The sequence below is a fragment of the Duganella rhizosphaerae genome (assembly GCF_040364205.1).
GTDB lineage: Bacteria > Pseudomonadota > Gammaproteobacteria > Burkholderiales > Burkholderiaceae_D > Rugamonas > Rugamonas rhizosphaerae.
On sequence record NZ_BPWK01000003.1, the window covers coordinates 1 to 11,984 of the forward strand.

The 11,984-nt window shown below is 62.4% G+C and carries 7 protein-coding genes; 5 read left to right on the forward strand and 2 right to left on the reverse strand.

Translation table 11 applies throughout. From position 1 onward, the window contains the following. Positions 1–207: 207 nt before the first annotated feature. Both RUGAMON1_RS07355 and RUGAMON1_RS07360 read right to left on the reverse strand, forming a co-directional pair. Positions 208–2,082, reverse strand: a complete 1,875-nt coding sequence (locus RUGAMON1_RS07355; protein ID WP_116990569.1) for a glucokinase — start codon at positions 2,080–2,082, stop codon at positions 208–210. A gap of 92 nt (positions 2,083–2,174) precedes the next feature. After that, positions 2,175–3,818 carry an alpha-amylase family glycosyl hydrolase gene (locus RUGAMON1_RS07360; RefSeq protein WP_445229892.1) on the reverse strand — a complete coding sequence of 548 codons (1,644 nt, stop codon included), beginning with the start codon at positions 3,816–3,818 and terminating at the stop codon, positions 2,175–2,177. 215 nt (positions 3,819–4,033) lie between these two features. Here RUGAMON1_RS07360 and RUGAMON1_RS07365 point away from each other — a divergent pair, with 215 nt between their 5' ends. From RUGAMON1_RS07365 to RUGAMON1_RS07385, 5 genes are all read left to right on the forward strand, one after another. Beyond that, on the forward strand, positions 4,034–5,596 hold the full coding sequence (locus RUGAMON1_RS07365) for a POT-type proton-dependent oligopeptide transporter (RefSeq protein WP_445230331.1): 1,563 nt from the start codon (positions 4,034–4,036) through the stop codon (positions 5,594–5,596). Between the two features lie 110 nt (positions 5,597–5,706). Then, a complete protein-coding gene (locus tag RUGAMON1_RS07370; protein WP_445229893.1) occupies positions 5,707–6,276 on the forward strand; it encodes an ORF6N domain-containing protein in 570 nt (189 codons plus the stop codon). Positions 6,277–6,398: 122 nt separating this feature from the next. After that, positions 6,399–9,164, forward strand: a complete 2,766-nt coding sequence (locus tag RUGAMON1_RS07375) for an alpha-1,6-glucosidase domain-containing protein (protein WP_445229894.1) — start codon at positions 6,399–6,401, stop codon at positions 9,162–9,164. 45 nt (positions 9,165–9,209) lie between these two features. Beyond that, the gene (locus tag RUGAMON1_RS07380; protein ID WP_445229895.1) at positions 9,210–9,584 is read left to right on the forward strand and encodes a PKD domain-containing protein; all 375 of its coding nucleotides are present in this window, start codon (positions 9,210–9,212) and stop codon (positions 9,582–9,584) included. Between the two features lie 116 nt (positions 9,585–9,700). Continuing rightward, complete coding sequence (locus RUGAMON1_RS07385; RefSeq protein WP_445229896.1) at positions 9,701–11,983, forward strand: GH92 family glycosyl hydrolase; 2,283 nt, start codon at positions 9,701–9,703, stop codon at positions 11,981–11,983. Position 11,984 lies beyond the last annotated feature (1 nt).

Consider the following 11,984-nt stretch of genomic DNA (forward strand, 5'->3'; position numbering starts at 1 on the left):
CCCACGGGCTCTATGGCACTAAGTCTGATCAGCGTCACTCCGCCTGACCGCACCTACGTCCTTATTATCCGATGGAGATGCGGTATGCTCAATATACGAGGTCTGACATTCTACGTCCGGGGTCAGGTCTGACATTCGGACACGAGCTCTGCCGTAACACCTCTTACGGCAGAGCTCGTGTCCGAATGTCAGACCTGATCCCGGATTTTAGCTGTCGAGGTGGGAGATCAGCAGGCGGCGGTTGTCGTCGCCGCCGCTGGCGGTCTTGTGTTCGACCACCAGGCGCGAGTTCTGCGTGTCCAGCGAGATGCCCACCGACAGGATGTCGATCAGCAGCAGTTGCAGGATGCGCGAGATCATCGACAGGAAGGTCGTGCTGTCCTCGCTGTGGTCGACCGCCAGGCAGACGCTGGCTTTCTTGGCCAGCGGCGAATTGCTCGACGTGATGGCGATGACGTCCGCCCCCGCCGCCCGCGCCGCGTCGACCGCCGCCAGCAGGTCCGGCAGCTTGCCCGAATTGGAGATGGCAATCACCACATCGCCCGGATTCAACAACTCGGCCGCCAAGGTCAGCAGGTGCGAATCGCCATAGGCCGACGTCGGAATGCGGAAGCGGAAGAACTTGTGCTGGCCGTCCAGCGCCACCACGCGCGAATTGCCCATCGCGTAAAACTCGACCCGCTTGGCCTTGGCCACCAGCGCGATCGCCTTGTCCAGCGAACGCACGTCCAGCTGGTCGCGGAATTTCAGAATCGCGGAAACAGTATTGTCGATTACCTTGGCGCTCAGGTCGTGCGTGCTGTCGCTGACGCGCACCTGGCTGTGGCGCACCGGAATCGCGCCGGTCAGGCTGCTGGCGAACTTCAATTTGAAATCGGCCAGGCCAAGGAAACCCAGCGAACGGCAGAAGCGAATCACGGTCGGCTGGCTCACTTCGGCCAGGCGCGCGATGTCGGCGATCGGCTCGTTCAGCACCAGGCGCGGCTGCTCCAGCACCAGCTGCGCCACGCGCTGCTCGGCCGGCGTCAGCTCGTGCTGCAGATGCTGCACGCGCTCCATCAGCGTGTTGGCGCCGCTGCGTCCGCGCAGGTGCTCGGACAAGATCGTCGCCACGCCGTAGAACGCCGGATTCGGCGTGGTGATCACATAGGTCGGAATCTCCGACAGGTAGCTGGTGAAACGGCCCTTGGCCTCGAAGCGCGTGCGGAACGGCGACGAGGCGAACCACTCGCCCATGCGCGGCACGATGCCGCCGCCGATGAACATGCCGCCAAACGCGCCCAGGGTCACGGCCAGGTTGGCGGTGGCGCCGCCCAGCATGGCGCAGAAGCATTCCAGCACTTCCAGGCACAGCGGGTCTTTGTCGGTCAACGCGCCGGCCATGATTTCCTGCGACGTCAGGTCGCGCACCTGGCGGCCATTGCGCTTGGCGATGGCGCGGTAGATGATCTCCATGCCGGGGCCGGAAATCAAACGCTCGGTCGAGACGTGCGACCAGGTCTGCCAGGCGTACTGCAAAATCGAATATTCGCGCTCGTCGGCCGGCGCGAAGTTGGTGTGGCCGCCTTCCGAACCCAGCGTGACGAAACCGTCAACGGTCGGGATCACGCCCGACACGCCCAGGCCGGTACCCGGTCCCAGCACGCCGATGACGGAATTGGAGGCCGGCTTGCCGCCACCCACCTGCATCAGATCGGCCGGCTTCAGGCCCGGCAGCGACATCGCCAGCGCGGTGAAGTCGTTCACCACCAGCAGCGTGTGCAGGCCCAGGGCGCGGCGCACTTCGTCGGTGGAGAATTCCCAGTCGCGGTTGGTCATGCGCACGTGGTCGCCGCTGACCGGATTGGCCACCGCCAGCGCCGCGTGGTTCAGCGTGATATCGGAGTGGTCCGACAGGTAGGAGCGCAGCATCGCCACGATGTCGGTGTAGTCGTCGCACTTGAGCACGCGCACTGCGCGGAACTCGCCGGGGGCGGTCTGCAAGGCGAAGCGGGCATGCGTCGCGCCGATGTCGGCCAGCAGGCGTGGGCCGTCGGCGAAGGCGGTGCGGTTCAGTTTTTGATCTACTTCAGCTTGTTTCATCGTCAATTCAGTCAAAACAGTTGGCGGAAGCATACCCGAAATACCTGGTGTTAAGAAGGAAACGATGCGAAATCGTATCGTTCCCCCTACCCTTACCGGGCGTAGCCGAACCAGGCGCCGAAGGCCGGCAGCTGCACCTGGCCGTCCACCACCGCGCCCGGCAGGCCGTAGCCGTCCATCTGCTCGGCGCCCGCCGCCTGCGGCAGCGCGCAGCTGACCGGCTCCGCGCCCAGGTTGAACACGGCGATGATGTCGCGCTCGCCCTCGCCTCCTGTACTGCGGCGCAGCGCCAGCACCGGTTCCGGCGTGTCGAAGAACTGGATCGCGCCGCGCGTCAGCTGCGGCAGCTTGCGGCGCCAGGCGATGAACTTGCGGGTGAATTCCAGCGACGACGCGGCATCGCCCTCCTGCACCGAGGCCGCCTTGGCCAGGTGGTCCGGCGATACCGGCAGCCACGGTTTGCCTTCGGTGAAGCCGCCGTTGGCGCCGTCGGTCCACGCCATCGGCGTGCGGCAGCCGTCGCGGCCCTTGAACTCCGGCCAGAAGGTGATGCCGTACGGGTCTTGCAGCAGCTCGAACGGCACGTCCGCCTCGGCGAAGGCCAGTTCGTCGCCCTGGTACAGGCACGGCGTGCCTTTCAGCGACAGCTGCATCGCCAGGATCATCTTGGCGAACGCCACCGGCGCATCCGGGCCGCCCCAGCGGGTCGCCACGCGCTGCACGTCGTGGTTGCCGACCGACCAGGAAGCCCAGCCGCCCTTGACGCGCGCCTCGAAATTCTCCACCTGCTGGCGGATGTAGTGCGACGAGCAGGTCGGCACCAGCAGGTTGAAGCTGTAGGCCATCTGCAGCTTGTCGCCGTCGGCGGTGTACTCGGCCATCACGGCCAGCGAATCGTCGGCGCCCACTTCGCCGATGGCGACCGCCTTGTATTCATTGAGCAGCGCGCGCAGCTTTTGCAGGAAAGGCAGGTTCTCCGGACGGCTCTTGTCGTAGATGTGCGCCTGCATGCCGTAGGGGTTGACGTCCGAGACGGTGGCGGTGTCGCGGTTGACGGCCGGCGGATTGCTGCGCAGCTGCTGGTCGTGGAAGTGGAAATTGCAGGCGTCCAGGCGGATGCCGTCGACGCCGCGCTCCAGCCAGAAACGCAGCGCGTCCAGGTGCGCCTGCTGCACTTGCGGGTTGTGGAAATTGACCTGCGGCTGGCTGACCAGGAAATTGTGTAAATAGTATTGACGACGGCGCGTGTCCCACTGCCACGACGAGCCGCCGAACACCGACATCCAGTTGTTCGGCGGATTGCCATCCGGCGCCGGATCGGACCAGACGTACCAGTCGGCCTTGGGATTGTCGCGGCTGGAACGGCTTTCCTTGAACCACGCATGCTCCTCGGCCGTGTGGGCCATCACCTGGTCGATCATGATCTTCAGGCCCAGGCTGTGCGCCTTGGCGATCATCACGTCGAAGTCGGCCAGCGTGCCGAACATCGGATCGACGTCGCAATAATCGGAGATGTCGTAACCGAAATCCTTCATCGGCGATTTGAAATATGGCGAGATCCAGACGATGTCCACGCCCAGCGATGCGATATAGTCCAGCTTTGCCGTAATCCCGGGTAAATCGCCGATGCCGTCGCCGTTGGTATCGTTGAAGCTGCGCGGGTAGACCTGGTAGATGATCGCCTCGCGGTACCAGTCCTGGGAGTGCGGTGAAACTTGTGTAAGTTGCTTAGTCATAAGAAAATCCGGGGTTGGCAAAACTGGATATAGGTTTGTAGACAATATACATCACGAATATGGTTTTTTCAATCCATGAGGCACTTGCGGATTAATACAATTAATCCATAAAAATCAGCATCTTACGGATATTTACAAAAATTCGTCGGATAAAAATAGTAGTCAAACTACACAAATCAGGAGAGAAAATAGTGAGCAACACCGGCAACGGGCCGATGCCCCGGCAAATTCCTTACATCATCGCCAACGAAGGCTGCGAACGTTTCAGCTTCTACGGCATGCGCAACATCCTGACGCCGTTCCTGCTGAGCACCCTGCTGCTGTTCGTGCCGCTGGCCGACCGCGCCAGCGAGGCCAAGCATGTATTCCACACCTTCGTCATCGGCGTGTACTTCTTCCCGCTACTGGGTGGCTGGCTGGCCGACCGCTGGTTCGGCAAATACAACACGGTGTTCTGGTTCAGCCTGATCTACGTTGCCGGCCATGCCTGCCTGGCGATTTTCGAGGACAACCTCAAGGGCTTCTACTTCGGCCTGTTCCTGATCGCCTTCGGCTCGGGCGGCATCAAGCCGCTGGTGGCGGCCTTCGTCGGCGACCAGTTCGACCAGACCAACAAGAACCGCGCCAAGCTGGTGTACGACGCCTTCTACTGGATCATCAACTTCGGCTCCTTCTTCGCCTCGCTGCTGATGCCGGTGTTCCTGCGCGACTACGGCCCGGCCGTCGCCTTCGGCATTCCCGGCATCCTGATGGCGGTCGCCACGCTGGTGTTCTGGCTCGGCAAGCGCAAATACATCCACGTGCCGCCGGCCGCGCCGAATCCCAATTCCTTCAGCAGCGTGGCCCGCACCGCGCTGATGAGCAGGCAGCCCGGCCAATCGCGCCCCGGCCTGATGATGGCCGGCGTCGGCGCGCTGGGCGCGGTGGCATCGCTGTGCATGACGCCGCAATGGGGCTTCGTCATCGCCGCGTGCACGGCGCTGGTGCTGGTGCTGGCGTTTGGCGGCATCGGCGTGTCGATGCAGCTGGACCGCGCGCGCGGCCTGCATAGCGACGAGGCGGTCGAAGGCGTGCGCTCGGTGCTGCGCATCCTGATCGTGTTCGCGATGGTGACGCCGTTCCATTCGCTGTTCGACCAGAAGGCGTCGACCTGGATCGTGCAAGCCAATGCGATGAACAGCCCGCTGCTGAACATCTTCGGCTGGGAATTCACGCTGCTGCCGGCGCAGATGCAGGCGGTCAATCCGATACTGGTGATGCTGCTGATCCCGTTCAACAACCTGGCCCTGTATCCGATCATGCGCGCGATCGGCATCACGCCGACGCCGCTGCGCCGCATGGGCACGGGGATCGCGATGGCCGGCGTGTCCTGGATCGTGATCGGCTTGATCCAGTTGCAGATGGACGGCGGCGACAAGGTCTCGATCCTGTGGCAGCTGCTGCCGTATGCGCTGCTGACGTTGGGCGAGGTGCTGGTGTCGGCAACGGGACTGGAGTTCGCCTATAGCCAGGCGCCGGTGCCGATGAAGGGCATCATCCTGAGCTTCTGGTATCTGGCCATCACGGTCGGCAACCTGTGGGTGCTGATCGTCAATGCGGGTGTGAAGAACGACGCCGTCAGCGCGTACATCGCCACCAGCGGCTTGAGCGTAATCGCGTTCCAGATGTTCTTCTTCGCCGCCTTCGCCCTGCTGGTCGCGGCCATCTTCGCGCTATACGCGATGCGCTACAAGATGGTGGACAACTACCGCAGCGAAGGCCCGGCGAGCTTCCGCTAACCGGAGGCACATCTAAGCCAATGAGCTTCAGGGCGATTGACAATTATCGAATCGCCCTACCAAAGGGCGCGTAAGCTTGGCAGTCATCTCAAAAAGAATGATCGACAGGAATGGCTGTCCAACCAACCGCATACGCGCCCGCAATTGCCGGGAAAATCCAAGTCGTGAGGGAGCAAAAAGTATTGCTTGATAACGACTTGGCGGACTTGTATAGCGTTCCGACCAAAGTCCTGCTGCAAGCGATCAAACGAAATAGCGAACGCTTCCCACCAGACTTTATGTTTCAACTGAACGATTCGGAGTGGACGTCTTTGAGGTCACAATTTGTGACCTCAAAGACCGGTCGTGGCGGGCGACGTTACGCCCCCTATGCCTTCACAGAGCAAGGCGTCGCCATGCTCTCATCAGCACTCGGCAGCACCACAGCCATTGCAGTGAATATAGAAATCATGAGGACATTCGTTCGCATGCGTGAAGCCTCCATATCAAGCAAAGAACTCGCGTTGCGGCTAGATCAGCTAGAAAGCAGAACCTCTTTGCTATCCATGCGGCATAACGACCTCGAACAAGAAACACACGCACAAATAAAACAGATATTTGACGTCCTACGTCAGTTGATGACCAGACCGGAACCCGCACCGAAGCGTCCAATCGGGTTTATTGTTCCTGACGAAAAATAATACAAGCACCAGAAAGTATCAAAACTACAGATTTTGGATTACCATAACCGGCAAATACAGGGGTATTTGCTGGTTTTTTGTAGCCGCACTACCTAAATCTATAGTTTTTGGAGGCGGCGATTATGAGCAGTAAGCATTTTGGAGCGTGGCGGCATGTGGCCGGAGTATCTGTCGGTGGCGCGCTCGCGCTGGCCTCCATGGCCGCTGCAGCCGCCGATAACGCGACGCTTGCCGCCTGCGACGCCCCGTTCGCTACCGTCCTGCAGCCCGCCGTCGCCGCCGACGCCCGGGCTTACTGGCTCAATCGACAGCTGATCAAGTGGCCCGGCGCCGATGCGTCCAATGGCGCTTTCAAACTCTATTATTCCGCTTCCGCCTCGCTGCATGCGGCGCCCGGCGCGCGCGTGTCCGGTGCGGATGGCTCGCTGGCGTTGGCGCGCTTTGATGGCGGCTTGCCGTCCGATGTCGCGCAGCGCTTCAAATTCGTCGGCAATGGCGCTGTGCTGACGTTGGCGGCTGCGGATGCGGTGCGCCTCGGCGGCGTGCTGACGAAGCAGGTCATGCTGGTGCAGGAGGCCGACGACGGCACCGTGCGCGACACCACCACGCTGCAGATCGCCGGCGTGCTCGATGACTTGTATGCCAGCGCCGCCAATGCGCGCGATCTGGGCGTCAGTGTCGGCAAACAGACCGGCTTCAAACTATGGGCGCCGACCGCGCAGCGCGTTGCGCTGTGCACCTACTCCAATGGCTCAGGCAAGGCCTCCGCCATCACCGCCATGCAGCGCGAAGACGCCACCGGCATCTGGTCCGCGCAGCTTGACGGCAAACGCTCCGGCCAGTACTACCAATACCTGGTGGACGTGGTGGCGCCATCGGCTGGCCTGGTGCGCAACCTGGTCACCGATCCCTATTCGATCAGCCTGACCACCGATTCCAAACGCAGCTACATCGCCGACCTGGGCGCGGCCAACCTGAAGCCGGACGGCTGGGACAAGACCCCTGCCCCGAAAAAGGTCGCAGCCCAATCCGACATGACGGTCTACGAACTGCATGTGCGCGACTTCTCGATCAACGACAGCACCGTCAGCGCCGCCAACCGCGGCAAGTACACCGCCTTCACCGAAGCCGGTTCCAACGGCATGAAGCATCTGGCCGCGCTGAGCAAAGCCGGCATGACCGACATCCACCTGCTGCCCGTGTACGACATCGGCAGCGTGCCGGAAAAAGGCTGCGTCACGCCGGCCATCCCGGTGGGCCTGGCGCCCGACGGCGAAGAGCAGCAAGCGCTGGTCGCCAAGACCCAGGCCGCCGACTGCTACAACTGGGGCTACGACCCTTACCACTACAACGCGCCCGAAGGCAGCTACGCCACCGACCCGGCCGACGGCGCCAAACGCATCGTCGAATTCCGCCAGATGGTGCAGGCGCTGCACAAGACCGGCCTGCGCGTGGGCATGGACGTGGTGTACAACCACACCTTCATCGCCGGCCAGAATGAAAAGTCCGTGCTGGACCGCGTGGTGCCCGGCTACTACCACCGCCTGAACGCCAAGGGCGCGATCGAACGCTCCACCTGCTGCGACAACACCGCCACCGAAAACCTGATGATGGCCAAGCTGATGATCGACTCCGTCGAACAGTGGGCGGTGCAGTACAAGATCGACTCCTTCCGCTTCGACCTGATGGGCCACCAGCCGCGCGCCGCGATGGAGCAATTACAAGCTCGCGCCGACCACGCCACCGGCCGCCACATCAACCTGATCGGCGAAGGCTGGAACTTCGGCGAAGTGGCCGACGGCGCGCGCTTCGTGCAGGCTTCGCAGCTGTCGCTGAACGGCAGCGGCATCGGCACCTTCAGCGACCGCGCGCGCGACGCCGTGCGCGGCGGTGGCGCCGGCGACAGCGGCATGCAGATGATCACGCAGCAGGGCTACATCAACGGCCTGGTGTACGACGCCAACGCGCAAGCGGGCGCACGTCCCGTCAGCGACCTGCTGCAAGCGTCGGACCTGGTCAAGGTCGGCCTGGCCGGTTCGATCCGCAGCTACCCTTTGCAAACCTGGGACGGCAAGACGCAGCCCTTGCAGGACATCGTCTACGGCGGCAACCAGCCGGCCGGCTACGCCAGCGAACCGGGAGAAGTGGTCAACTACGTCGAGAACCACGACAACCAGACGCTGTACGACATCAACGCCTTCAAGCTGCCGCGCGCCACCACCAGCGCCGAACGCGCGCAGGTGCAGATGCTGGGCGCCGCCATCAACGCCTTCAGCCAGGGCGTGGCCTACTTCCATGCGGGCTTCGACATCCTGCGGTCCAAATCGCTGGACCGCAACAGCTTCGAATCGGGCGACTGGTTCAACCGCATCGACTGGAGCTACCAGGACAACTACTACGGCACCGGCGTGCCGCGCGCGGAAGACAACGGCAAGGACTACGACCTGATCAAGCCGCTGCTGCGCGACGCCGCCATCAAGCCGTCGCCGAAGGACATCGCCTACGCGCGCGACGCCTTCCGCGACCTGCTGGCGATCCGCTCCAGCAGCACGCTGTTCCGCCTGCGCACCGCCGCCGACATCAAACAGCGCCTGCGCTTCCACAACACCGGCAGCGGCCAGGTGCCGACCGTGATCGTTGCCCACCTGGACGGCGCCGGCTATGCGGGCGCCAACTTCAAGTCCATCACCTACCTGATCAACGTCGACAAAGTGGCGCAGCGCGTGACGGTGGAAGCGGAAAAGAACCGCCACTACCAGCTGCATCCGGTCCACACAAACATGGCCGCAGCGGACAAACGCGTGGCCCTGGAAGCCAAGTACGACGCCACTTCCGGCACGTTTGCAATTCCGCCACGCAGCGCCGTGGTATTCGTAGAAAAGAAGTAAACAGCGTGATATCTTTTCGGCTCCCAGTCGAGCCGGAAAGAGACCATGATGAGACGCAACCATAGATGCAACCATATCGCCGCGCTGCTGCTTACGCTTATCCTCAGCGCCTGCGGCGGCGGCGGCGACGACAGCGCGCCAGCGAACCATGCGCCGGTCGCCGCAGCCGGTCCGGCACAAGGCGTGACGGCGGGCAGCTCGGTCAAGCTGGCCGGCAGCGGCACCGACGCCGACCAGGATATCCTCAGTTATTCGTGGACGTTGACCAAACCCGCAGGCAGCGCGGCAACCCTGCTGAACTACCACGTCGCCACGCCAACCTTCTTCGCCGACCTGCCGGGCGTCTACGTCGCCACGCTGACCGTCAACGACGGCAAACTCGATAGCGCAGCATCGTCCGTCATCGTCACCGCGCAGTAGCTGGCGCACCTTGTTTAGTAATCGGCCAATAAACATGGGCGCCGCCCAGGCCTGTTGGTTTGCGGCGATGGCATAGCTGCTACACTGGTTTTCGCCAGTCACCACCGCCAAAAACCATGAAACTGCATACGCTTGCGCTGCCCCTGTTCCTGTTCGCGCTGACCGCTTCCGCCGCGCCCGTCGCCGATCCCGTCGAATGGATCAATCCCTTGATGGGCACCGCCAGCAAGCCCGAACTCTCGAACGGCAATACCTATCCGACCATCGCGCTACCGTGGGGGATGAACTTCTGGACGCCGCAGACCGGCAAGATGGGCAACGGCTGGGCCTACACCTACGACGCCGACAAGATCCGCGGCTTCAAGCAAACACACCAGCCGTCGCCATGGATGAACGACTACGGCCAGTTCGCCATCATGCCGGTCACCGGCAAACTCAAGTTCACGCAGGACGACCGCGCCAGCTGGTTCTCGCACAAGGCGGAAGTGGCCAAGCCCTACTACTACAGCGTCTACCTAGCCGATGCCGACGTGACCACCGAAATCGCGCCGACCGAACGCGCCGCGCAATTCCGCTTCACCTTCCCCAAGACCGACGACGCCTACGTGGTGGTGGACGCCTACGACAAAGGCTCGTACATCAAGGTGATTCCGGCGGAGCGCAAGATCGTCGGCTACAGCACGCGCTATGCGCGCGGCCCACTGCCGAAGAACTTCAAGAACTACTTCGTCATCTACTTCGACAAGCCATTCACCTCCACCCGCATCTGGAGCGGCGACAAAGTGGTGAGCAATGTCATGGAGCTGGCCAGCGACCATAGCGGCGCCGTGGTCGGCTTCAAGACCGCCAAAGGCGAGAAGGTCGGCATGCGCGTGGCCTCCTCCTTCATCAGCGAAGAACAGGCGGAGCTGAACCTGAAGCGCGAACTGGCCGCCGACAGCTTCGACGCCACCGCGCAAAAAGGCAAGGAAGTGTGGAACAAGACGCTGAGCCGCATCAGCGTGGAAGGCGGCAGCGACGACCAGACGCGCACTTTCTATTCAAGCCTGTATCGCATGCTGTTCTTCCCGAACAAACTGTATGAAATCGACGCCAACAACCAGATCGTCCACTGGAGTCCGCACAACGGCAAGATCCTGCCCGGCTATATGTTCGCCGGTACCGGCTTCTGGGACACCTTCCGCGCGCTGTATCCCTTCCTGAACCTGATGTACCCATCGATCAACCGCGAAATGCAGGCCGGCCTGGCGAACGACTACAAGGAAAGCGGCTGGCTGCCCGAATGGTCCAGCCCCGGCCTGGCCGACGTCATGATCGGGAATAACTCGGCATCGGTGGTGGCGGAGGCCTACATCAAAGGCCTGCGCGGCTACGACATCGACACGCTGTGGCAGGCGCTGAAGCACGGCGCCGACAACGAAGGCCCGATGAGCGCCGTCGGCCGCGCCGGCGTCAAGTACTACAACGAACTTGGCTACGTGCCGTACGACGTCAAGATCAACGAGAACGCCGCCCGCACACTGGAATACGCATACGACGATTTCGCCATCTACCAGCTGGGCAAGGCGCTCGGCAAGCCGCAGTCGGAGATCGGCATCTACGCGCAACGGGCGATGAACTACAAAAAACTGTTCGACCCGGAGACGGGTCTCATGCGCGGCAAGAACAAGGACGGCAGCTTCCAGTCGCCGTTCAATCCCTTCAAATGGGGCGACGCCTTCACCGAGGGGAATAGCTGGCACTACACCTGGTCCGTGTTCCAGGACGTGAACGGGCTGGTGGACCTGATGGGCGGCCGCGAGAAGTTCGTCGCCAAGCTGGATCAGGTGTTCACGCTGCCGCCGACCTTCGACGAAAGCTACTACGGCGAAGTAATACACGAGATCCGCGAAATGCAGATCGCGAACATGGGCCAGTACGCGCACGGCAACCAGCCCATCCAGCACATGATCTACCTGTACGACTACGCGGGCGCACCCTGGAAGACGCAGTACTGGGCGCGTGAAACCATGAACCGCTTGTACAAGGCCACGCCGGACGGCTACTGCGGCGACGAGGACAACGGCCAGACCTCGGCATGGTATGTGTTCTCGGCGCTGGGCTTCTACCCTGTCACGCCGGTGGTGCCGCAGTATGTGGTCGGAGCGCCGTTGTTCAAGAAGGTCACGCTGCGGCTGGAGAACGGCAAGACGGTGGTCATCAACGCCCCCGCCAACAGCGACAGCAAGCGTTATGTGAACGCACTCAAGGTCAACGGCAAGCCGTACTCGAAGAACTGGTTGAGCCACGCGGGCCTGATGCAGGGCGCGGTGCTTGACTTCGACATGTCCGACAAGCCAAACACGCAACGCGCCACCGCCCCGGCTGACGCGCCCTACTCGCTCTCGACCGACCGCTAGC

Bases quoted from the DNA above. Each gene is read 5' to 3' on its own strand.
- RUGAMON1_RS07380 (WP_445229895.1), top strand. From the start codon at position 9,210: ATGATGAGACGCAACCATAGATGCAACCATATCGCCGCGCTGCTGCTT.
- RUGAMON1_RS07375 (WP_445229894.1), top strand. From the start codon at position 6,399: ATGAGCAGTAAGCATTTTGGAGCGTGGCGGCATGTGGCCGGAGTATCT.
- RUGAMON1_RS07370 (WP_445229893.1), top strand. From the start codon at position 5,707: ATGGCTGTCCAACCAACCGCATACGCGCCCGCAATTGCCGGGAAAATC.
- RUGAMON1_RS07355 (WP_116990569.1), bottom strand. From the start codon at position 2,082: ATGAAACAAGCTGAAGTAGATCAAAAACTGAACCGCACCGCCTTCGCC.
- RUGAMON1_RS07365 (WP_445230331.1), top strand. From the start codon at position 4,034: ATGCCCCGGCAAATTCCTTACATCATCGCCAACGAAGGCTGCGAACGT.
- RUGAMON1_RS07385 (WP_445229896.1), top strand. From the start codon at position 9,701: ATGAAACTGCATACGCTTGCGCTGCCCCTGTTCCTGTTCGCGCTGACC.
- RUGAMON1_RS07360 (WP_445229892.1), bottom strand. From the start codon at position 3,818: ATGACTAAGCAACTTACACAAGTTTCACCGCACTCCCAGGACTGGTAC.